Below are 23,007 nucleotides of genomic sequence, written 5' to 3' on the forward strand. Positions count from 1 at the left end.
GCAGGCCGGCCGCGAGGGCCGAGACGGCGTCACTTGAACTTGGCTTTGACTTGGGGAGCGGAGCGATCGGAACTGGAAGCCCAATCGAAGCTGGCGGAAGAGGCCTCTAGGAGGCCGAGCACATACCGAGCCAGAACATCATCGAGCGCGGGCGTACGATCTGCGAATGCGACGAAATCATGCAAATCCTCCCGGTTCGATTGAATGAGGTGCGCTTTATAGATGTGCCATTGGTGATTTGCAACGGGGCTCGCGCGAGATCACGCACGAGTGTTGCAAATTAGTGCGCGTCGCCGCTGGCGCCGAACGGCGAGGCCGGCCTCTTCAGCAGCGTGACCGTGAGGGTGAGGCCGAGATAGAACAGCGTCAGGATGAAGAAAGTATCGCCGAAGCTCATCACCACGGCCTGGCGATGCACGATCTGGCTGAGCTGCTTCATCGCCATCAGCGTGGAGTCGCCGAGCCCCTGAAACTTCTGCATGAACATGGTCAGGGTTTCGGTCGCGGTGGCATTGCCCCAGGTCACGCGCTCCTGCAGGCGGGTGATGTGCAGGTCGGTGCGGTCGTTGAGCACGGTATTGATGACCGCAAGCCCGACCGCGCCGCCGAGGTTGCGCATCAGGTTGAACAGGCCCGAGGCATTCTTCACCCGGTCCGGCGCCAGCGTGCCGAGCGCGATGTTGTTGGTCGGCACCATCGCGAACATCATGCCGATGCCGCGCAGGATCTGCGGCACGAGAAGCTCGTAGAAATCGTAGTCGCGCGTGATCCAGGTCATCTGGTAGGAGCCGATCGCGAACACGACGAGGCCGAACGCGATCATGTAGCGCATGTCGTACTTCGCCATGAGCCGGCCGACCAGCGGCGCGACCAGGAACATGGTGATGCCCGAGACGAACATGGTCTCGCCGATCATCAGCGCGCTGTAGCCGCGCACCTCGGCAAGATAGCGCGGATAGATATAGGTCAGGCCGTAGAGGCCGATGCCGATGCAGAACTGAAGTACGCAGCCGATTGCGAAATTGCGGTTCGAGAACGTACGCAGATTGACGATCGGCTCGGCCGCCGTGAACACGCGCCAGAAGAAGGCGATCCCCGAGACGGCGCAGACCGCGGCGCAGATCGCGACCGAGGGGTCCTGCAGCCATTCGTATTGCGGGCCTTCCTCCAGTACGTATTCCAGCGTGCCGAGGAAGCCGGCCATGAACAGCAGGCCCCACCAGTCGAAGCGGTCGAGCAATTCGAAGTGCGGCTCGTCGAAATCGACCAGCGCCAGCACCCCCAGGGTGATGCCGATGCCGGGCACGATGTTGATGAAGAACAGCCAGTTCCACGACATCAGGTCGGTGATGTAGCCGCCGACGGTCGGCCCAATGGTCGGGGCCAGCGTCGCGACCAAGCCGATGATGGGACCGACGATGTGGAATTTGGAGCGCGGGAAGACAGTGTAAGCTGAGGCGAACACGGTCGGGATCATGCCGGCGCCCAGAAAGCCCTGGAGCGCGCGCCAGAGGATCATCTCCTCGATGGTGGTGGCGAAGCCGCAGAGCAGGCTCGAAGCCGTAAAGCCGGCGGCAGAAATCGCGAACAACAGCCGCGTGCCGAAGGCGCGCGACAAAAATCCCGACAGCGGGATCGCGATCACTTCGGCGATCAGATAGGCGGTCTGGACCCAGGAGACCTCACTGGAGCTTGCCGACAGGCCGGCCTGGATCTCGCTCAGGGACGCCGAGACGATCTGGATGTCCAGGATCGACATGAACATCCCGAACACCATGATGATGAAAGCGAACAGCCGCTTCGGCGCGATGCGCTCCGAAGCGGGGTCCGCCATCATGGCAGGTGAAGCGGTGGTGGCGTTCGCCATGGCCTGACCTCGAAGCGCCGGCGCGCTACTGCGGATGGACCGTGGTGGGATCGTCGAGATCGATTTCGCTGTCGGCGTCGACCGCGCCCTTGTTGGTGTCGACGGTCGCATAGACCGACATGCCGGCGCGGAGCAGGTTTTGCCTCGCGACCGACTTCGGCACGCGGATGCGGACCGGCACGCGCTGCACGATCTTGGTGAAGTTGCCGGTAGCGTTGTCAGGCGGGAGCAGCGTGAACACCGAGCCCGAACCCGCCGCGATGCTGTCGACGACGCCGGAGAACTTGCGCATGCCGTAGGCATCGACCTTGATCGTCACCGGCTGGCCGGGACGGATGCGCTTGAGCTGGGTTTCCTTGAAATTGGCGTCGATATAGACGTTGTCGAGCGGCACGACATTGCCGAGCCGCTGGCCGACCGCGACGAAGTCGCCGGCACTGACGAGGCGATTCGAGAACGTGCCGTCGACCGGCGCGCGCACCGCAGTGAAGCTGAGATCACGCTCGGCCTTGGCGAGCGTGGTCTTGAGCTCGGCGAGTTGCGCCTGCGCTTCGGCTTGCTGCGCCTTGGCGACGTCGACATTGCTGACCGCGACGTCATAGGCGGCCTGCGCGGCCTTGACCGCGGCGGCGCCCTGGTCACGTCCGGCTTCCGAAGTTTCGAAGGTGGCGCGTGAGGCAAAGCCCTTGCTGTTCAGCGCCTGCTGGCGCTCGTAATCAAGGTCGGCGCGCTTGAGGCCGGCTTCGGCGGACACGAACTGCGCCTTGGCCTGCGCGACCTGGCTGTCGAGCGCCGCAACCTGGCGGCCGATGCGATCGATGGTGGCCTGCTGGGTCGCGATCCTGGTCGCGGCGGCGTCGACTGCGATCTTGTAGTCACCGTCGTCGATGCGGAAGACGATGTCGCCGGCACGCACCGTGGCGTTGTCGCCAGCAAGGATCGAGGAGATGTGACCGGCAACGCGCGCGCCCAGCATGGTATTGTTGGCGCGGACATAGGCGTCGTCAGTGGCAACGTAGAAGCGCCCGACCAGCGTGTAATAGCCGGCATAGCTCGCGGCGGCGAGCGCCAGCACCAGGCCTACTCCCATCATCACGAATTTGCGCTTGCCCGACTTCGGAGCGGCGGCGGCAGCGGTCGCCTCTGGAGCTGCGGCCGGCTTGTCGGTCACGGGTTTCTCCGGCGCATCGCTGGTGCGGCGCTTGGTTTCCTCGGTCACATGAGAGCGCAACTGCTCGGCGAGAACTGCGGACGTCTCGGTGGCGGCGTCACCGCCCGCGGGCGCCGGCGTCTCCACCGTATCCTGGCGAAGAACGCGCGCAGACTGGTCTCTCAATACGGCCATAAAGGCTTCCCCAAAAGCGCGATGAGGGACGGCCGCCGTGCGGCCGGTTCCCTCTCGCCCATCTCAAATACCATTGACCGAACGGTTCGGTCAATATAGATAATATTCCCGGGCAGACGCTACTGGCCCGAATCCTTTATTTCGGTTTCATGGCCCTGGACCGATCCAAAAACCTTCCGAGACCCTAAACCAATGGTTGTAACCGGCCGCGAACAACTACACGTCGTCCAAGAAGAGGACAGCTCCAAGCGGCGCCAGATCCTGGACGGGGCGCGTAAGGTGTTCATGGATCTCGGTTTCGACGGTGCCAGCATGGGCGAGATCGCCCGCGCGGCGCAGGTCTCCAAGGGCACGCTTTACGTCTACTTCGCCGACAAATCCGCGCTGTTCGAAGCCATCCTCGAGCAGGAGGCGCTGCAGCACGGCCAGGTCGTGTTCAATTTCGATCCCGCCCGCGACGCCGAGACCACGCTGAAGGATTTCGGCCAGGCCTACATCCATCTGCTGTGCCGGCCCGGCGGCGGGTCCGCAATCCGCACCGTGATGGCGATCGCCGAACGCATGCCCGACGTCGGCCGCCGCTACTACGCGCGGGTGCTGGACAAGACCATCAACCGCCTCTCCGACTATCTCAAAGCCCATGTCGTTACTGGCGATCTCGATATCGACGATTGCGACCTTGCTGCGTCGCAGTTCATGGAGCTGTGCAAGGCCTCGCTCTTCCTGCCCTTCGTCTTCCAGGCCGCACCCGCACCGTCGGAAGAGCGCATGACCGAAGTCGTCGACAGCGCGACGCGGATGTTCCTGGCGGCTTATCGGGCGAAGTAGCGCCAAGCTGGGCATGCGTTGCAGGCCGTTCCGGCGGTCCTATATTGGGTCCCATGTCCCGTGATCTTCGGCCGCCGGTCGATATCCTCCATTACGAGATCGTTCAGGAACAAGCCTCCGCGCTTGGACGGATGGGCCACACGCTCGAACAGGCGCTAGCGCGCTTGCGCGAGTTCGACGCCGCCCATGCCCTCCCCGAGGTGCCGGCCTCGATGCAACCGGCCAGGCGCAAGCTGGTGATGGAAGCCGGCCACGCGCTCTGGATGTTCGTGGTGCAGCGTGAGGCATCCGGCTTGCGCGACAGCCGCCACATCATGCGGACCTACAAGGTCCCGGCCGAGGTGCAGCACTGCATGGGGCTGCTCCCAGTACCGTCGAAGTCGGCCTGAAAATGATTTTCTACGGCACCAGGCGCGAGGGCGTGCACTCATTGAGCGGCCGGCCGCTTGATGTCCGGTTTAACGCCAACACCGGCCGAAGAGCGGATGGCCTCCGAGGTCGCAGATGGGCCAATAGGCGACACTCAAGATGTAAGAGGCCGTCGACGTCAGCAAGCGAATAGCCTTGCTTCTTATTGCTCCCGGACCCCTCCCTTCCTCAGCCCATCGAGAATGTCGTCGATCTCGCGGCGAAACTGCGGATTGGTTGACATTGAGTAAACAAGATCACGGTACCAATGGATCGTGAAGTCTGGTCGCAGCTTGTTCAATTCAGTCAAGCTCCGCTGTGCCTGTTCCAATTGCCCCGTGGCTCCATAAGCCGAAGTCAGATCTACATAAGCGTACATGTGCGAGTTGTTCAGATTGACCGAGCGCCCGCATTCCTCGATGGCTTCTCCATATTGGTGCAGGTGCAAGTGTGCATGGCAGAGCCAGAAGCGCCATTGGAAAGCAAAAGGATCTCTGGGACTGAGACGGAGAGCCAACTGGACCGGCGAGAAGGCTTCGCGCGCGCGCCCGGAGGCGATGAGTGCAATTGCTTTAGTAGCGTAGGCAGCTGGATTATTTGGATCAATTTCGAGCGCCGTATCGTATTCAGCCAATGCCTCCTCAGGACGTCCAAATAGAAGAATGGTTCCCTTGGTCGTATGAGCACTCGCGCTTGCCGAGCTTTTGGACAGAACTCTGTCGATGAGGTCGATCGCTTGCTTTTTGTCTTCGACAACGGATGTAGACCATCGGTTGTTCACACCAGCCGCTAGACACCGCGCTTTGCCAATCATGGCTTCGACGTTGTCCGGATCGAGGCGCAGCGCGTCATCGAATAGGTCTTTTGCCTGACCATTTTGGATCTTCGACTGCGGCCCATAGAGCTTTGCCCAGCCGCGCATCGTGAAGTCCGTAGCGTCTGGATTTCTCGATCGGTCTACTTCGCTGCGACGGCTTTCGGCCTGGATCAGTTCAATGTTAAGCGAGCGAGCGAGCCGCGCTGTGATCTGGTCCTGCAAGGCGGCGAGGTTCGTACGATCGCCGTCGAAACGATCGGACCAGACGTCCCGACCGCTCGCGATATCCGTAAGTGATACGTTGACCCGAACCTGATCCCCGTTGCGCCGCACCGCGCCCTGGACCGCCCAGCGGATGCCAAGGTCCTTGCCGAGCGTCCTGAAGTCGATCTGCTTGTTCTTGTATGTAAACGCCGTTCCGCGTCCGATAACGAACGCGCCGGGCATTTGCGCGAGGTCGGTCGTTAGGTCGGTTGTGATGCCGTCGGCGAAATAGTCCTGCTCCAGATCGTTGCTGACGTTTGCGAACGGCAGAATGACAAGTGACAAGCGGGGAGCAATGTCGGGCCGGGCCATAGCCTCCCTCTGCGTCTGTTGCTTGTCCGGAAACACGTCGGTGCGGAGCGTCTTCCACACAGTCCAATAGCCGACGAGGCCACCCGCGATCGCACCGATAGCCGCGATCGAAGCGAGCGCCCCGCCGATCAATTGCATTCGCACCCGGAAGCGGCCCTTAAAGTTGCGAGTCGATGCCGGTTGGTCCGGAGGCTCGTCATCAGATGGCGTTTTGTTCAGTGGGTCACTATCGGATGCCGGTTTATTCGGTCGGTCGCTGGAGACTTCTGAGTCTGTCACCATTGCCTCCCCGCAGGGGCCAAACGCCCGGATGCTCGAACCTACCAGAGTTTTGTGGCTTTGCGTTGGTCAGGGTTGCTGACTAGGTTCACGGCCCTTACAAGTTGTTGCGGTTGTGTTGAATGGACGGCCGGTTCGGGTCAAAAGCGTCGGTTTGGTGCTCGGACGAAAACTACCGGTCTTCTCTATGACCCGACATTTGGCGCTGGCGCGCTAACGGAAGCGATGGGCCAAACTCAGACCTGAGTTAGACACTCGTGCCGAATGAACTCGTCAACACGACCGACCTTAAATCAATCACTAATCGCCACTCTTGCACGATCGATTGTGCAAGCTTTCCCATATAGCTTAGATGTACGTTGCGGACGGAATCCTAGAGGTGGTTCTGGTTCTGCATATTTTGACGGAGCAATGTAAGCTGTTGACGAAAGCGACGATTTTCTTCAGTCCGCAAGGGGAAACTCATCCATGGTCCAGCAGAGCGCAATTTCACGTCGCCGATTTGTCCAAACAACCGCCGCGAGTTCGCTGGCGCTCACGGGAATAGGCCGGATCGGTCCCGCCGCGGCTCAATCGCGACAGCCGAACATCGTCTTCATCCTGGCGGATGACCTCGGCTACGCTGACGTAAGCTGCTATGGTCAGCGGGACTATACGACGCCGAACATAGACCGGTTGGCTGCCGAGGGGTTGAAATTCACACAGGCATACTCCAATTCGCCTGATTGCTCTTCGACGCGCACGGGGCTGATCACTGGGCGCTATCAGGCTCGCTTGCCGCTTGGGCTCGAAGAGCCACTTTCTCCTTTAAGCCCGAAAGGGATTGGCTTGGCGCCGAGCCATCCCACCTTACCATCACTGCTGAAGAAGGTGGGATATGGCACGACTCTAGTCGGAAAATGGCATCTTGGTGATCTGCCGGATTTCAGTCCGCTGAAAAGCGGCTATGACCAGTTTTTTGGGATACTCGGCTGCTGTGCCGATTATTTCAATCATGGGGCGGAGGCCTCGCAAACGTACATATTGCCGTTCCCCGGACTTGCGCATCAACTCTACGAGCAGGAGGTACCGGTTGAGCGTCACGGTTACATGACAAACCTCCTCGGCGATCGAGCGGTGCAGACTCTTGAAGGCTACGCCAAATCGAAGGAGCCGTTCCTGCTAAGTCTGCATTTCACGGCGCCGCATTGGCCATGGGAGGGGCCGGACGACGAGGCTGAGTCAAAGCGGATCAGGAACATTATTGACCGCGACGGCGGCTCCCAGAAGACATACGCGGCGATGGTGCAAAGTCTAGATGCCAATATCGGTCGGGTACTACACGCGCTTGACGCGAGCGGTCTCGCCAGCAACACCATTGTCATATTCACCAGTGACAACGGCGGCGAACGATTCTCCGATGTGTGGCCGTTCATCGGCATGAAACATGAGCTCCTCGAAGGTGGCATTCGCATTCCAGCGATCGTTCGCTGGTCCGGACGGATCGCGCCTGGAGCGGTGTCCGAACAGGTCACGATTACGATGGACTGGATGCCGACCTTGCTGGCTGCCGCCGGCACGTCGCCGGACGCGGCATATCCATCCGATGGTGAGGACCTCGGACAGATCTTGGCCGGCGGTGCGGGATCGCATCCCCGGAAGTTGTGCTGGCGCTATAAAGCGGGATCGCAGCGCGCCATCCGCGACGGCGATCGGAAATATCTGCGGATAGGGGGAAACGAATTTCTCTTCGATGTCGTGCGAGACCCGCGGGAGCGAGCGAACCTCATGGACCGGGAGAAAGACGTATTCGAACGGCTGAAAAGCGAATGGGCGGTTTGGGACGCTTCGATGCTGCCAGAACGGTCGCGACCGGCGTCTTATGTCCACCCGGGTAACTTCCTGGCTGACCACTACGGCGTCACCAACCCGCCGCCGGCGACCGCGACAATCAATGCTCCCACGAAGTGACTGTTGAGTTGGAAAAGACCTACCGCATTTGCCACTGTCGTCGAGGCGCTTCTCGTCGGTGTCGGCCTAGAACACTGATGTCTGCTTTGGTTCAAAGGACTAAGCCGCTCGCGCGGTAGGGCGCCGCGGCCGGCGGCACAGCAAACAGGATAGCGCTGTGGGGCGTCCTGTCTTGAAGATGAGGAGTTGGCAAACCTCACTCAAGACAGGAGCATCCCCATGACCGACGAGGCAATGAGCCCGTTGCGCCGGCGCATGATCGAAGACATGACGATCCGGACGTTATCGCCGAAGACCCAGCAAGGCTACATCCGCACGATCAAGAATTCGGCAGCTTTCCTTTGCCGGTCGCCGGACAAGGCGAGCTTCGAGGACGTCCGACGCTTTCAGCTGCATGTGGCCCAGAGCGGCGTCGGCACGGGAGCCCTCAATGCGACCGTGGCGGCGTTGCGTTTCTTCTTCAGGGTCACGCTTAAGCGATCCGCCATCAGGCTTGTCAACAAATCGCCGCTCAACGCCGGTTCTGCCCATCCGATCAAACCCGCCAACCTTCTCGATCGCGTCCGCAAAACGCGTTCAACGAACCTCGCACACACACCGCCAGCGACGAAATCCCCATAGCACCTGACGTGCCACCTCGCCCGACGTCCCGCGGTTTCCTCCTTTGGAGGTTTTCGTACGCCGGCCCCAGAGCGCGTGGCGCCATCATCGTGGGCCGGCATCCGAAAACCTTCACCAGGCTTTGCTGCGGCCATTGAAACCTCGCTACTGACTTGGTGGTCCGTCGCAGCTACTGGACGGGTTCGACCTGGGGCAGCTCATATTTTCCCGACAGCACTTCGTCCGTGGGTTGATAGAGTCTCAGGATCACATAGAAGGGGCCCTTAGGGGTCGGCAACCAGTTGGCGGCGTCGCCTGACGGCGGCGCGTTCTGCATTCGCACCTCGACGGAGCCATCTGCGCGAACGTTCAGGCCCTTGGTGCCTGAGCCGAGTTTGTAGCGGTGGATTGGATTTTCGACCAACAGCTTGTCGGTTGCGTCGTAGACGGTGAGCGACCAGAACGCATTGACTGGCGGCGCTTTGACGAAACGTATCATGTAGTTCTTCCCTCCGGCCAACTGATTGCCCTGGGCATCGGTCGACCGGAGCGGGTACATCGCTTCCTTCTCGCCGTTACCGCCGAGGTATGGCCCTGCCACCAGCGCCCTCAATGGGTAGTCATAGCCGAAGTTGTCGAGCCCTGTGGACCAGCTCCAGCCGTTGCGGTCGACAGTCGAAGTAGCAAGGGCTGAGACGGCGACCTTCGGGCCGTCTGCCAGTGCCCGCAACAAACCCTTCCGCTGCGGTGGCGTCAGCTTGGATTTGTCGAAGCCGTTCTTTGTCAGGCCGATCCGGGCGAACTGACCGAAAAGAGCGGCGTCTTGGGCTGGCACTGCATTGGACTTGAGGGCAGCGGCCAAGTGCGTGAAGAAGCCGAATTCGTCACCTTCAATTGCGGGGAGAGGCGGGAGAGCTGCCGCAACCGGCGCATAGTTGGTATCCTTCCAGTGACTTAGCGGGCGCAGCGTGAACTGCTTCTGCAAGGCGTGCATCGGCGCAAGATCCTCGCCCTCTATCGCGCGCATTCGCCCCCAGAGCCATACCTTGTTGGTGGACACATCGAGTCGCTTGACGCCTTCGGGCAATTGACCATTCCATTCCGGCGGCACCAGCGCGTAGTCGCCCGGCTTGGTGCCGGTGGCGCGACGGCCCACGTAATGCTGCAGATTCTGCCACATATCGAAAACGTCGACCACGTAGTAGCGGTCATTTGTATCAGGTACGTGCAGGATAAAGGGCTCGTCCAGCTTCACCACCGCGCTCATGTAGGCCGTGTCGTTGTTCGGTGTCGGCATGTCCTTGGCGTCCGCCGTCGCCACCGTCGCCACCGTCGCCGCCCAGCCGATCTGGTTGAGTGGCGCACGATAACTGGTGGGTGACTGCGGCCCCGACACATCGCTGTACTCCCGCGCAACGCGTTCCATCCTGACCAGCGGGTATCCCCAGATGTAGGCTGATAGACCTGTTTGATAGGCGTCGAGTTCCAGACCAGCGTTAATGTTTTCGGTGGTGGTCGGTATCGTCTCCAGCGCGTCGGGATAGTGAGGCGTGGCGGCCCGGATATGGCTGACCAGTAGCGAGGCCGCGCATGCAATTGCAATTTTCTTGTACACGTCGATCTCCTTTCAAAGTGCCGCCAACCCTCTCTCTACTTGTGCAGTGCACAGCTTGCGCGCCAAGGTCGCTCGCTTCCGCCGGTCTGAGCCGCCGCGCCGGGCATCGACGCTTTCGGGCAACAAAGTTGCGACTGAAACGAGGAATCCTAAAGCCAAAATTGATGCTCGAGTGGTTTGATTGCATCCTCCGAGGCTCAGCTCAGTACCCCTAATAGTCCAGGTTGCAAGTGACTTCCTAATCACGCGATTGCGGTTTAGTTCCGCAAGCGCCGCCGCTATCGTGGCTACCTCGCTACGGTTTGGGTAAGACACACTTGATCAGCCATGGCGGATGACAACGGACGGTTCCAAGGTTGGCGGCCGCGCCGAAAACCTTCACGCAAGCCGCCCATCATGCTCAAGGCGGGAGACTTCCGTTTTGCGTCGGTAAGCTGACCTCTATGAGTACACGCCTAGTCGGTAACCTGCCTCCTCAGCGCGGCGAGATCGTTGACGACCATCTTGGTCGGGCCGGTCGAGATGATGCCGTCGCCCTGGAGGCGGCTGAGGATCAGGCTGATCGACTGGCGCGTCGCGCCGATCATGCGCGCCAGATTGGCCTGCGTGATGCGGCCGAGCGAGATCGGGCCGCTCTCGTCCTGGGCCGCGTTCTCGCACAGCTTGACCAGGAGCAGGACCAACCGTTCCGCCGCCTTCTGTCCCGCCAGCGTCTGCGCCAGCATCGAATAGGTCTCGCCCTTGAAGCCGAGGCACTCGATCAGCGCGACTGCGAATGAGGGCGACTGCGCGATCAACCGGCGGACCGCATCCTGGTCGAGATGCAGTGCTTCGACCCGCCCAAGCGCGCGGGCTGACCAGCTGTGGCGATGATCGCCGAGGATATAGGGCGCGCCGACGAAGTCACCTGCCTCCCAAGTCGACAGCATCAGTTCGCGCCCTTGCGTGCCGGCATGGGTGCTTTCGACGATCCCGTTCAGGATGATGTGGATGCCATTCGCTGGCTCGCCCTCCCGCAGCAGATATTCGCGGTTCTGGTAGGTCGCGAGCCTGCCGGTTCGCATCACCAGGTCCAGATCGGGCTTGTCCAACGCCTTCAGCACATAACGTCCGGTCCCGGGCCGTGGCAGCTCAGCGCGCGGCTCACCTGGATCGGCCACCTCATGCGCATCGCTGCGCTCCACGATCGGTCTCCCTTCGAGTGACGGCTCGAAGGCTAGGAGGTCTCCGCTCCGATTGCAACGCGGCGCAGATGTTGAGGTTCGGCTGCCGCCTCCATGAACGCGCAAGCCAGATCGGTGAGCAGGCGCTCCCGGCCGGCCGGCGCCAGAAACGTGACGCCATAGGGCACGCCTGCTGCGGTGACGGCGTTCGGAACGGCGATGGCGGTCAGGCCCAGCGGGTTGGCGTAGTTGGTGTAATAGCCATTGTTGAAGTTGGCCGTCAGCGGATCGCGCGCGACGTCGTCGATGCTCAGCACGGTACCGACCGTCGGCACGACCAGCGCATCGTGAACTTGCCAGAAATCGCGCAGCGATCGCTGGACCTCCTTCACCTTGTAGAGCGCACGATAGGTGTCGGCCGCCGTGAACTTCCGGCTGCCGATGACGAGGTCGCGCACGATCTTCACCCCCGCGTCCGGGTTGGCGTCGAGGAATGCGCCGACCGAGACGTCCCGCTCGGCGAGGAAAGGTCCGAAAAACATCAGGTCGTTGACCGAAATGAACGGCGAGAAATCGATCGATGCGACCGACAGATCGAGCTGCCGTAGCTTGCGGATCCCATCGCCGAACAACGCCTCCGTCTCTGAATTGCCGAAGAACCTGAGCTGATCCGGACGCGGCGTTGCGATGTTGAGCGGCCGCGCTGGGGATGCCTGCTCCGTCCATCCGGCGAAATCTACCGGTGAAAAGCAGTCCTCGGCATCGCGCCTCGCCAAGACGCGATAGACGTCGTGGCCATCGCGGGGATCGCGCGTGTAGAGCGAGATGGTATCAAAACTTCGGCACGCATAGACCATGCCGCGCTGACTGAAGGCGCCGGGCGCGGGCTTGAAGCCGGTCACGCCACAATAGGACGCCGGCACCCTGCCCGATCCGCCGGTATCCGTGCCGAAAGCAAAGGACGAGGTGCCTGTCGCGACCGATACCGCGGCGCCCGAGCTGGAGCCGCCGGGAATGTAGTCCGGGTTGTGCGGGTTGCGGGCGATGCCATAGGGCGAGCGCACGCCGACCAGGCCGGTCGCGAACTGATCCATGTTGGTTTTGCCGAGATAGATCGCGCCGGCGGCGATGGCGTCGGCGACAACCGGGCTCGTGTCTTTCGCGGTGTAGGCGAATTCCGGGCAGGCCGAGGTGGTCTGCTCGCCGGCCACATCGATACAATCCTTGACCGAGAACACGAGGCCGTAGAGCGGCAGTTGGCCGATCTCGCCTATGCGAGCATCGAGCGCGCGGGCCTTTGCCATGACGCTTTCGGGATTTGCCGTCGAGATCCAGACGCCGCTCTGGTCGGCGTCGTCAAGGCGCGAAAGCACATGCGCGGCGACATCGGACGGCTTGAGCTCACCGCTGCGATAGGCGGCACGGAGGTGGCGAGGTGCGAGATTCATGTCGATCACGTGCTTGCAGGAATTGGGCAATGTGCCGGCGAGACAAGCTCGCCGGCACCGACCTTAGCGGCCGATCACCTTCTCCAGATATGCGGGCTGGATGAAGGCTTCGAAGTCGGCGCGCGGCAGCAGCTTCGGCAGGCGCTCCTGCTTCACCAGGAAGTCGGCGGTCGAGACCAGCGTGTCGACGAACTTGCCCTTTTTCGCGGATGTGCCGAGATACTCCTCCGTGAGCTGCCTGTTGCAGGGAACCATCCCGGTGCCCTCCATCATTCGCTGCGCGTCCTCGATGGGCAGCGAAAGCTCTTCCGCGATGATCTCCGCGGTCTTTTCCGGGTTCTTCAGCCAGAATTCGATGCCTTCGCATTCGGCCCTGATGAACTTATCGACGTAGGACGGGTACTTCTCCGCGAACGCGTTCATGACGACGCCGATGTCCCAGGTCGGGTAACCGCGCTTGGCCATGTCGCCCGAGGTGACGAGGATCTTGCCGCCGTTCTTCACGGCCTTGCCGAGATTCGGCTCCCAGAACCAGGCAGCGTCGATGTCGCCGCGAAGCCAGGCCGCCGCGATGTCCGACGGCGCGAGGTCCAAGATCTTCATCGAGGCGGGATCGACACCCTCGTCCTTGAGCGCCTGGAGCAGGAGGTAGTGTGTCGTGGAGCCGAACGGCGCCGCCACCGTCTTGCCCTTGAGGTCCTTGAGCGAGGTGATGTTCTTGTCGGTGCGAACCACCATCGACTCGACGTAGTCGAGCATGTTGATCACCAGGATGCCCTTGATCGGCAGGGCGCGCGTCGCGCCGATCGCGGTTGGCGGGTTGCCGAGACCGCCGAAGTCGACGTCGTTGCCGGCGATCGCGCGCAGCATGTCGCCGCCGCCGCCGATCTTGACGTACTTGATGTCGACGCCCGGCATCTCCTTGGCGAGCAGGCCAAGATGCTTGGTGACCAGCTGCGCGTTCACGAGGTTCAAATAGCCGACGGTCACCTTCGCCGGCTTGTCCTCGGCGCGTACCGCGGCCGTGAGCGCCAACGTGGCAACTGCGAGCGTCGCAATCAGTCTCTTGATCATGTCGATCTCCCTACGATCAGGATTGGATTCAGGCCCACGGCATCAGCAGTTTCGCGATGCCGCGCATAATGAGGTCGAGCACGACGCCGGTGAGACCGAGCACGATCAGCCCCATGATCACGATGTCGGAGAGTAGGAATTTTGCCGCGTCCCAGATCATCCAGCCGATGCCGGCGGATGCCGCGACGATTTCGGCGGCGACGAGAACGGTGTAGGTAAATCCGAGCGAGATGCGCATGCCGGCGAGAATCAGCGGTCCCGCCGCCGGCAGGTAGACGTGAAAGAGCAGGTGGCGCCGGGTCGCGCCAAGCGACTGAGCGGCGCGCACATAGACCGGGTCCACGCTGGTGACGGCCTGGATCGTCGAGATGACGATGCCCGGCAAGCCGGCAAGAAACAGCAGCGACAGCTTCGAGCTCTCGCCTATGCCGAGCCACATCACCAGCAGCGTGTAAAGGCCGAGCGGCGGCAGTGGCCGGTAGAACTCGATCAACGGATTGAGCAGCGCGCGTGCGTTGCGCGACACGCCCATGATGACGCCGAGCGGAATGCCGATCAGGCAGGCCAGTGTGAACGCCGTGAGGATACGATAGAGGCTTGCGCCGAGATGCTGAAACAGCGTTGCACCCTGATAGCCCCTCGTCATCGTCTTGACGAACGCGGCCCATACCGCCTGCGGCTTCGGCAGGAACAGCTCGTTGGCCCAACCCCTCTCCGTGACGATGGCCCAGCCAGCCAGCAGCACTGCGACGGTAAGCGTCGAGAGCAGCACCGATCGAGAGACCTTCGGAAGCCGCAGCGGCAGGCTGCCGCGTCGCGTGCGATCCGCCGAGATCGGAATGGCCATGGGGCTCGCCTCGACGCTCATGTCCGCACTCCCAGGATCTGCATGATGGTCAGCGCGTAGATCCGCGTCGCCATCACCGACTTGGTGATCGAGATGTTCTCGTTGTCGACGGCCCAGCCGTCTTCTCCGGGACCGAACGTCACTGCATTGATGCCGGCTTCGCGGAAGCGGATCGTGTCGTTGAAGGCATTCTTGCGGTTGACCCCGAGCTCGCGGCCCATCAGACGCCGGTAAACCGTGCGCAAGGAGCGGCAGGGCTCCTCCTCGACCGGCACCGGTTCGGTCGCGTTGACGAACAGCGATCCAGCCACCTGGCGCACCCCCACCTTGACGTCGTTCACGCCCGCAAAAGTGTCCCGTCCGAGACGCTCGATGTCCGAGATCACGCTCGACAGCGTCATGCCGGGCACGATGCCGACCACGGCGAGCGTAATGGTGCAGGCATCCGGCGAGAACTGCATCTCGCCAGGCAGGCCGGCCCGAATGCGCACCACGGCGCAGCAGGGCGGCGTATGGCCCATGAACTTGCTCGGCACATGCGTGAACGCCATGTCCTTCAACTTCGGCAACAGCTTTGCCGCTTCCATGATGGCGTTGACGCTGATGTCCGGCCGCCAGATGTGCGACTTGATCCCGTGAACGGTGAGCTCGATCAGGCAGTGGCCGGAATTGGCCACCGACAGGTTCATGCCCCAGTCCTTGTTGACGTCACCCCACGCGGTCGGCTCGGCGGTGATCTCGTAGTCGGCGGTAAGGCCGACCTTGTTCAGCATGTAGATGGAGCCCTCGGTGCCGTTCCGCTCCTCATCGACGGTGTAGCAACACATCAAGGTGCCATCGAACTTCACACCCGCTTCGATCAGGGCCTGCACTGCGAGCAGCGATGCTGCGAGGTTCCCGCGCGTGTCGGACGTGCCGCGTGCATAAAGCAGATCGCCGTGGCGCGTCGCCTTGAACGGATCGAAATCCGTCATGTGCCATTTCTCGGGCTCGACGACCGGATAGGTGTCGAGGTGATCGTTGAGAATGAGCGAGGGCGCGCCGGCCCGTCCCTTGAGCACGCCGAGCACGTTCGGCCGGTGCGGCTGCGCGCTGTGCTTGGTGACCTCCATGCCGAGCGCTTCGAGCTTGCCCGCGACCAGCATCGAGGTCGCCTCTTCCTCGGCAGGCGGCAAATCGGGATCCAGCGGATTGCCGGAACGGGGCTGGCCGGTGCGGATCAGTTCGGATGCGAGTTCAAGCCAGCGCTCCTCCGTGATGTGCGACAGCACGCGCCGTTCGATATCCGAGTAAGGAGGGGCGACAGGCATCTGCATGACGGGGTCCGCTGGCTCACGGCGCCGGCAGCGCCGTTTCGTGGCAGCCTCCCCATTGCAGCGATTGTGCCAACTTCCGGCAAAGCCCGCCACGACACAATTGTCGTTTTGATTTCAACGATTTAGACAAGAATTGCGAGTGCGCAAATTTTTGCGCCCGAGATGTGCTCTGCCGAAGACGCGGCGTCGGCTGAGCAGGCAGGGCTCAGCGCGAGGCCGGCCGGTCCAGATATTCCATGCGGCGCCACGCGTGCAGGACTCGGCGCCCGTTGCGCGCGAACGCGAAACAATGACCGCCGCCGGCGGAGCGGGCCTGCAATGATCTCGGCGGTCTCGATCGCCTTGCGCTCGCCGCTGGAGACGATCTGCGTGGTGCTTCAGAGCCAGCTCGCATTCGCAAGCCCCTCGGTGCGCGTTCGGCCGATCAGACTGAGGCTCCATTGCGGCACCGGCACCGCGGGGTCGATTTGCACCTGCGGGTGGGTGAGATAACGGACGATATCAGCGGACATTTCTAGTCGTCCGCATACTCGTCTTCTTCGCGCTTGTGCGCGGCGCTCTTGCTCGCACCGAGCGAGCCGGTCACGGAGGGATCGCGCGCATTCGCATAAGGATTGCGCCGGCCCGCTCGCGCGGCAACCTCTTCGCCGGAGACGGCGGCGGGCTGGCAGATCAGGCGACGGCTGGCACGGCGCATCAGATCGACGTGGATGTGATCGTAGTGATAGACGTTCGATCCCGGCGCCAACACCGTGGTGAAATGCGCGCACGCGCCGGACTGCACGTCACGCAAAAATCCCTGCTCTTCCGGCATGCCGCGCCAACCATCCTTCACGGTGACGCGGCGGCCGTCGGCGAGCACGAACGCTGCGATGTCGAGCGCATTGCCGAACGCGTGCTCGGAGATGTGGGCATGCGAATTGCCGTTCATGCCGCGGCAGGAATAAGCGGAGATCTGCTTGATCTCGGCGACTCGAGCGCCAAACCAGCGCATTGCCGAGGGCTGCACGGTATCGGCAAGCCAACGGTCGAGCTCGGAGACGATCGGACAGGCCAGCGTCGCGGTCGGCTTCACGGCGACGGGGCCGACGGCGGTGACCGGATTGCCCTGCGCCGGACCAAGACGCGGCAGCGGCTGCTGCGCGGGCGCCTGCGAATACGGCGCCGGCCGCGCCGGATAGCTTGGTGCATTCATGTAGCGCGCGGCGCCCGATGCATCGGTGCCCTCGGGCGGCAGGTCGATCTCGTCCTCCTGCTGCGCCACGCCGGGTGCATTCAGAGGCATTGGACCGGGTGAGGCGCCATAGCCGGAAGGCTGCCGCACCGCGCTCTCGGGATAGTTTGAGCGTTGCGGATAGTTCTGGCCTTGCGGGTAATTCGATCGCGGCTGCGTCACCGGCCAGCGCGGCTGGTTGCCGACGCTCCCGGGCGGGCGCAGTTCCTCATCGGCAAAGCCGTAGCTGCTCGAGCCTTCGCCGAGGGCGGCGACCTTGAGCGGAAACTCCGCGCCGCACATCCCCGGCCCGGAGATCGGGTCGATGCGGACGAGATCCGGCCCCTCTTTCACCGCGCCTGATTTCAGGCATGCGGCTTCGGCCTCGGCCCGCCACGGTTCACGTTCGGCCTGGAAGAAGCCGCGTCCGCAACCCGCTAGCGAAACAAGGACGATGGAGCCGACGAGATACAAACGAACTCCGCGCGTCATGCACGCACGTTCGGTGAATTTACTTAAAGACTCTTCAACGTGTTGATTTCAGTCTTCTTTAACCATGCCGGCCCGCGCTCGCAGGCGCGCCTGCCGGTGACGAGCGACAGCAAGGCTGGCTTTTTCGGAAAGAGACTCTCTGTTAACCATGACGCTCTCGCGCAAGGCGGCGCGACAGCGGGAGCGACCTCATGACGTTCGCCGGGAGACTGAGCGTTATCACCGCCTACCTCGCCATCGCCTTCGTCGGCGCCATCGTGCTCGGCATGATCTAGCGGCTTCAATCGGCGGTATCGAACGCTTCCCTTACGACCGCGCGCTCCACTGCCGCGACATTGTGATCAATTTCTCCGGCTGCTCTTCGGCTCGCCTCCGGTCGTTTCCGGAACACCAGAAGTGGCCGAGTGCGCAGGCTTCGACGTGGAGCTTGCCGGAGCTCTTCAGCGTCATCGTCGCATAATAGGTGCTGCCGCTGGAGCGGCTGTAGATGTTGCCGGTCCAGACGTCGTGCGTTTTTGGCGTCATATTGACGAGCACGCTCTCGCCCCTGGTCGACGCTTCAGTGAGCGCCATCAGCGCGATCAATGTGCCAAGCGAAGTCACAAGCCGCATCATCGGCGGCTCCCTCTGTGTCCCGAGACGTTACGCAGATGGAATCGCGGCTGAATGTGCGCTGCCTCACCCAGCGGCGGCGAGCCGTTGTGACATCTATCACAGAACGCTCGATCGGCCCGGCGTAGGGTCGAAGCACGCTTCATCCACGGGTGACTTCAGTCCTGTCGGGACCACACATTTTTCGGAGGTTGTCATGAACAAGCTCACCATCGCCGCCGCTGCCCTCTTCCTCGCTTCGACCGCCGCCGCGCATGCCGGCAATTCGCTCTCGTTCCAGATCGAAGGCCAGCACATCCGCATCGAGACGCCGCGCAACTGCGCCTCGCTCAACTGCGTGACCATCGTCGCACCGGGCCTGTCGGACAAGCCGATCAAGCTGAACAACATCAACCTCAAGGGCCTTGGCTCCAAAGACTTTGGCTCCAAGGACGATGACATCGACACCACGCCGGCTCCGGCCACGACCGCGCAGCCCGCGCCGGCTCCCGTGCAGCAACAGGCCCCGGTACAGGCGACCGCACCGGCGGCTCCAATTATCGCCGCTCCGGCAACGACGGTTGCCGCTGCCCCGGCCGCCGGCTACGACACCACGACGCAGACTGCGCCCGTTGCGACTCCCGCTGCCGCCCCCGCGCCGGTCGCGGTTGCGCCGGCTCCGGTTGTCGCCGCGCCTGCGCTTGCCGCCAACACGCCGATCGGCGTCTGGGCCACCGAAGAGAACAAGGGCAATGTCCGCGTCGAACAGTGCGGCGCCAATCTCTGCGGCTACGCCGCGAAGACCAACGAGCGCATCCTGATCAACATGAAGCCCGAGGGCGCGAAGTGGAGCGGCCGCATCCACGACCCCGACTCCGGCAAGAACTACGATTCGACCATCGCGATGAAGGGCCCGAATGCAATGCGCGTGCAGGGTTGCGCCTTCGGCGGCATGTTCTGCGGCGGCCAGACCTGGAAGCGCGTGAGCTGACGCACCACCGTCGTCCCATACTATCGTCATCCCGGGCGATGCAAAGCATCGACCCGGGATCTCGCGCGACAGCTTCACGTTATCCCCTCACCCTGAGGAGCCTGCGAAGCAGGCGTCTCGAAGGGCAAGGCCCGGGATCGAGAGCCGGGCCGGCATGGTTCGAGACGCGCGCAAGAGCGCGCTCCTCAGCATGAGGGGAAAGAGTTGCATTTGAACGTTCACCGCTCCCGTGCGATAGACATTCATCCGCCGTTCAGCTGTATCTGGCTGATATCGGTCGATCTCGCCTCGCGTTTCTCACCGGGACCTCTTCGTGACTTTTATCGTGGCTTGGCGCCGCCTCGTGTTCGCGCTTGTGCTGCTGGCGTTGCCACCGGCCTGTGCGAGTGTTGCGTTCGCATCCGATGCGATCGAGCTTGCGCAGGCGCAGCCGCAAGCACAACCGACGCCCGCCCCCTCTCCGACGCCCTCAGCTTCACCCGCTCCCGCGACGGATGCGCAGTCCGCCGCCGTCGAGCCGATCGGCAACGTCGCGACGGTGACAGGCATCGCGACCGTGATCCGCGACAGGAATTCCTACCCGCTGCGGGTGCGAGACGACATCTATCTCAACGACGTCGTGCAGACTTCGTCCAACTCCTCGCTCGGCATTACCTTCAACGACGCGACCACATTCAATCTGTCGGCCAGCGCCAAGATCACCATCGACACTTACGTCTATGAGGACGGCGGCAAGCAGAACGCAGGCGCCTTCGACATCGGCAAGGGCACCGTCGCGTTCGTCGCTGCGGCGGTGGCAAAGACCGGCGACATGAAGATCACGACGCCGACGGCGACGCTCGGCATCCGCGGCACCACCGGCGTCATCGACGTGCCGGAAGGCGCGGCCGCGAACAACGCCAACAATGTCAACATCAAGCTCTATCCCGACGCCGACGGCCGGGTCGGACACATCGATGTCGACGACCGCACGAGCGGGACGCGGCTCGGCGCACTGACGCAAGGATCGAGCGGTTTTGCGATCCGGCCGGGTGCGGCCGCTGCTGGCGTCATGCGCTTTGCCGCGGTGCCGATCACGATCGCGCCACAGCAGATCGCGCGCGACCGCGGCTTCGTCAGCCAGGTGCATCTGGCGCAGACCACGGGCCGGCAGATCGTCATCGAGCAGCGCGACTTCCGCCGCGCCAATCCGACCGCGAGCCCGCGCATCCCGCGTCCGTTCCAGCCGCGCCGCAACAGCAGCAATTGCGGCCGAACACGGCGCCCGGACAACAGCCGCAGCGGCCGAACGGCCAGCCCGGTCAGAACAACCGTCCAGGCCAGCAGCAGCCGGGCGCACCGAACCGTCAAGGCGCCCAGCCACCGCAGCGGCAGGGCCAAGGGCAAGGCCAAGGCGGCGCCGTGCAGCCGGGCACGCCGCGCGCGGGTCAGGGTCAGCAACAGCAAGGCCAGAAGCAAGGCGCGGGACGTCCGGTAGGTGCGCCACGCAGCGGGCAAGGCACGCAGCCTAACGGCGCGCCGCAAACCCAGCCGCAGCGCGGTGGACAAATTCAAACTCACCCCGGAGGAGTCGCGCCGCCGCCGGGCGGGACACAGCAGCAGCCCGGCCAGCAGCTGCAACTGCCACGCACCGGCATGCAGCCGGGGCAGCCGCCCGCCGGTCAACAGCCAGGCCTGCAGCGCCCGGGCGGATTCCAGCAACGCCTGCCGGGCGCACAACGACCCGGAGCGCCACGCAAACCGGCGCCCGCTCCGAAGGAGAAGGAGCGGCGGTGATTGTGCCGCCCCTCACCCTGAGGTGCTTGCGAAGCAAGCGTCTCGAAGGGCGAGGCCACAGTTGGGCCTCGTGGTTCGAGACGCGCGCAATGCGCGCTCCTCACCATGAGGATTGACGTCGAGCGCAATCAGCCTCCCTCCTCTCCGTCATTGCGAGCGCAGCGAAGCAATCCAGAGTGCCTCCGCGGAAAGATTCTGGATTGCTTCGCTGCGCTCGCAATGACGATTTGGAGAGAGCTGGTGCGCTCTCCCCAACCGTATCAGCCCGCGCGGATGCTTACGCGCCCGCAAGCGCGGCACGATGAGAACTCACGCCTCACCGCGCAACCACGCTCGTACCTTCTGCAACAGGCCATGGCGCAGTTCGTCGCTGGAGGCGGCTTCTACCGGTGTCCGGGTCTGCATCGCGGCGTCGACATCGCCGCTTGCCAACGGCGGCGTCGGCTCCGCATCGGCCGGCGCAAGCCCGGCCGCAGCGAGTGCGATCGGGCCGACTTGTACCAGGAACGCGCGCTCATATTCGCGCGACAGGCGCGCAAGCGCGTCTTCCAGCGTCAGCCAGTCGACCGCCTTGATGTCGCTCATCAGCTTGCGGACGGGACCGCCCTCGACCTCCATGCGCCAGAAATGCACGACCTTGGAGCGACCACCGGACTGGTAGGCGAGCGTGCCCAAAAACTCGCGGATAGCGACGTCGTGGCCGGTCTCTTCCAGCACCTCGCGATGCGCGGCTTGCTTCGGCGTCTCGCCGTCGTCGAGCTTGCCCTTGGGCAGAACCCATTCGTTGCGCTTGCGCTGGCGCACGACGGCAATCAGCGGCGGCGCACCACGCCGCAGCACAATACCCCCCGCCGCCATGACCGGCGCCCGTGCCATCACCAGATCCCTAGTCGTAGAAACGTCCCCGCGAACGATATAGGCGGTCGACGCGGCGGATTGAAGGCTAGTTTTTTCTCAGCAGCGCTTGACCAGCCCGGATGCGCGTGCCTTCGGCGATGCCGTCGCAGAACGTGAAATCGCCGGGCGCGAGCATGATGATGGTCGAACCGTGTTCGAACCAGCCGAGCTCCTCGCCCTTGCTCACGTTGACGTCGCAGGGAAAATTGACCGGCCCTCTGGTCTTCGCATTCAGCACCATGTCCAGGAAATGCAGGCGGATGCTTGCGACCAGGATCGCGGCAACCGGCACCAGCGTCACGGCTTCGCCGGTTGGCAAATGCGTGCGGATCACCGCGCGCTCGTTCTTGCAGAACAGGCGCTCGACCCGCTTGAGCGCGATCGGGTTGACGTTCCAGACGTCGCCATGGATCAGCGTGACGCGCTCGATATATGCGTCACAAGGCGCGTGGAAGCGGTGATACATGCTCGAGGTCAGCCGCAGCGTGACGAAGGAACCGTTGCGGTGCTGGTCCACCAGCGCGGAATTGCCGAGCAGATCGAGCAGCGAGTAAGGCGCGCCCTTGACCTGGAACAGCTCGGTGTCGGCGATCCGGCCATGGGCGCCGACGATGCCGTCGGACGGGCTGGCGACGACCGCAGGATCGGGATCGAACGGCCGCAAGCCGGGCTTGAGCTCCCGGGTAAAGCAATCGTGCAGGCTCCTGAAATGGGTCTTGCGCGCCTCCGACAGATCGAGGTCGGAGAACAGCTTCCACAGTGCGATCGAGAAGTCCCGGACAAGCGGATTCTCGATCTTGGAGAACCAGCCCATGAAGCGGGTCAGGGCCGCGCGGGGGACGCGGTTGGTCAACAGGAAGTTGAGGTCTTCCTGCTGGGTGAATGAAGCGATGAGGGCTTTGACTGTCATGAAT

The 23,007-nt window shown here is 63.0% G+C and carries 18 protein-coding genes and 2 pseudogenes; 6 read left to right on the forward strand and 14 right to left on the reverse strand.

All coding sequences use genetic code 11. The annotated features are described in order from the left end of the window. Positions 1 to 280: 280 nt before the first annotated feature. Both ACVWW3_RS20715 and ACVWW3_RS20720 read right to left on the reverse strand, forming a co-directional pair. The gene (locus ACVWW3_RS20715; protein ID WP_456648829.1) at positions 281 to 1,867 is read right to left on the reverse strand and encodes a DHA2 family efflux MFS transporter permease subunit; all 1,587 of its coding nucleotides are present in this window, start codon (positions 1,865 to 1,867) and stop codon (positions 281 to 283) included. A gap of 25 nt (positions 1,868 to 1,892) precedes the next feature. Next, positions 1,893 to 3,212 (reverse strand): HlyD family secretion protein, encoded by a 1,320-nt coding sequence (locus ACVWW3_RS20720; RefSeq protein ID WP_247442589.1) that lies wholly within the window; start codon positions 3,210 to 3,212, stop codon positions 1,893 to 1,895. A gap of 192 nt (positions 3,213 to 3,404) precedes the next feature. Between ACVWW3_RS20720 and ACVWW3_RS20725 the strand changes: the two genes are divergently transcribed. Together ACVWW3_RS20725 and ACVWW3_RS20730 are read left to right on the forward strand one after the other, a co-directional pair. Next, positions 3,405 to 4,040, forward strand: coding sequence for a TetR/AcrR family transcriptional regulator (locus ACVWW3_RS20725; RefSeq protein WP_247442591.1), 636 nt, complete (start codon positions 3,405 to 3,407; stop codon positions 4,038 to 4,040). A 53-nt stretch (positions 4,041 to 4,093) separates the two neighbouring features. Beyond that, positions 4,094 to 4,429 (forward strand): DUF6665 family protein, encoded by a 336-nt coding sequence (locus ACVWW3_RS20730; RefSeq protein WP_456648828.1) that lies wholly within the window; start codon positions 4,094 to 4,096, stop codon positions 4,427 to 4,429. A gap of 182 nt (positions 4,430 to 4,611) precedes the next feature. On the opposite strand, the gene ACVWW3_RS20735 is transcribed toward ACVWW3_RS20730, so the two are convergent. Continuing rightward, the gene (locus ACVWW3_RS20735; protein WP_456672097.1) at positions 4,612 to 6,120 is read right to left on the reverse strand and encodes a tetratricopeptide repeat protein; all 1,509 of its coding nucleotides are present in this window, start codon (positions 6,118 to 6,120) and stop codon (positions 4,612 to 4,614) included. A gap of 468 nt (positions 6,121 to 6,588) precedes the next feature. On the opposite strand from ACVWW3_RS20735, the gene ACVWW3_RS20740 reads away from it, so the two are divergent. Further along, positions 6,589 to 8,070: a sulfatase family protein gene (locus ACVWW3_RS20740; RefSeq protein ID WP_456648826.1), complete on the forward strand. Its 1,482-nt coding sequence runs from the start codon at positions 6,589 to 6,591 to the stop codon at positions 8,068 to 8,070. Between the two features lie 219 nt (positions 8,071 to 8,289). Continuing rightward, positions 8,290 to 8,691 carry a phage integrase N-terminal SAM-like domain-containing protein gene (locus ACVWW3_RS20745; protein ID WP_456672098.1) on the forward strand — a complete coding sequence of 134 codons (402 nt, stop codon included), beginning with the start codon at positions 8,290 to 8,292 and terminating at the stop codon, positions 8,689 to 8,691. Positions 8,692 to 8,860: 169 nt separating this feature from the next. Here ACVWW3_RS20745 and ACVWW3_RS20750 read toward each other — a convergent pair whose 3' ends face one another. From ACVWW3_RS20750 to ACVWW3_RS20790, 9 genes and pseudogenes are all read right to left on the reverse strand, one after another. Beyond that, the gene (locus ACVWW3_RS20750; RefSeq protein ID WP_456648824.1) at positions 8,861 to 10,285 is read right to left on the reverse strand and encodes a DUF1254 domain-containing protein; all 1,425 of its coding nucleotides are present in this window, start codon (positions 10,283 to 10,285) and stop codon (positions 8,861 to 8,863) included. Positions 10,286 to 10,740: 455 nt separating this feature from the next. Then, on the reverse strand, positions 10,741 to 11,469 hold the full coding sequence (locus ACVWW3_RS20755) for a Crp/Fnr family transcriptional regulator (RefSeq protein WP_456648823.1): 729 nt from the start codon (positions 11,467 to 11,469) through the stop codon (positions 10,741 to 10,743). Between the two features lie 32 nt (positions 11,470 to 11,501). Beyond that, a complete protein-coding gene (locus ACVWW3_RS20760; protein WP_456648822.1) occupies positions 11,502 to 12,896 on the reverse strand; it encodes an amidase family protein in 1,395 nt (464 codons plus the stop codon). 63 nt (positions 12,897 to 12,959) lie between these two features. Beyond that, positions 12,960 to 13,970 (reverse strand): taurine ABC transporter substrate-binding protein, encoded by a 1,011-nt coding sequence (locus tag ACVWW3_RS20765; protein ID WP_354049247.1) that lies wholly within the window; start codon positions 13,968 to 13,970, stop codon positions 12,960 to 12,962. A 28-nt stretch (positions 13,971 to 13,998) separates the two neighbouring features. After that, positions 13,999 to 14,838: an ABC transporter permease gene (locus tag ACVWW3_RS20770; protein WP_456648821.1), complete on the reverse strand. Its 840-nt coding sequence runs from the start codon at positions 14,836 to 14,838 to the stop codon at positions 13,999 to 14,001. Then, a complete protein-coding gene (locus ACVWW3_RS20775; RefSeq protein WP_456648820.1) occupies positions 14,835 to 16,133 on the reverse strand; it encodes a M20 family metallopeptidase in 1,299 nt (432 codons plus the stop codon). The genes ACVWW3_RS20770 and ACVWW3_RS20775 overlap by 4 nt, the downstream gene beginning before the upstream one ends. Before the next feature lie 377 nt (positions 16,134 to 16,510). Next, complete coding sequence (locus tag ACVWW3_RS20780; protein WP_456648819.1) at positions 16,511 to 16,645, reverse strand: hypothetical protein; 135 nt, start codon at positions 16,643 to 16,645, stop codon at positions 16,511 to 16,513. Positions 16,646 to 16,647: 2 nt separating this feature from the next. Further along, positions 16,648 to 17,838, reverse strand: a complete 1,191-nt coding sequence (locus ACVWW3_RS20785) for an extensin family protein (protein ID WP_456648818.1) — start codon at positions 17,836 to 17,838, stop codon at positions 16,648 to 16,650. A gap of 306 nt (positions 17,839 to 18,144) precedes the next feature. Further along, positions 18,145 to 18,411: pseudogene (locus ACVWW3_RS20790) on the reverse strand (DUF2147 domain-containing protein); the annotation flags it as partial. A 235-nt stretch (positions 18,412 to 18,646) separates the two neighbouring features. On the opposite strand from ACVWW3_RS20790, the gene ACVWW3_RS20795 reads away from it, so the two are divergent. Continuing rightward, a complete protein-coding gene (locus ACVWW3_RS20795; protein WP_456648817.1) occupies positions 18,647 to 19,420 on the forward strand; it encodes a DUF2147 domain-containing protein in 774 nt (257 codons plus the stop codon). 313 nt (positions 19,421 to 19,733) lie between these two features. Continuing rightward, positions 19,734 to 21,196: pseudogene (locus ACVWW3_RS20800) on the forward strand (FecR domain-containing protein). Between the two features lie 309 nt (positions 21,197 to 21,505). Here ACVWW3_RS20800 and ACVWW3_RS20805 read toward each other — a convergent pair. Continuing rightward, a complete protein-coding gene (locus ACVWW3_RS20805) occupies positions 21,506 to 22,072 on the reverse strand; it encodes an NUDIX hydrolase (protein WP_456648816.1) in 567 nt (188 codons plus the stop codon). A gap of 67 nt (positions 22,073 to 22,139) precedes the next feature. Beyond that, a complete protein-coding gene (gene asd / locus ACVWW3_RS20810) occupies positions 22,140 to 23,003 on the reverse strand; it encodes an archaetidylserine decarboxylase (protein WP_456648815.1) in 864 nt (287 codons plus the stop codon). Positions 23,004 to 23,007 lie beyond the last annotated feature (4 nt).

Source organism: Bradyrhizobium sp. LM2.9 (assembly GCF_054056555.1).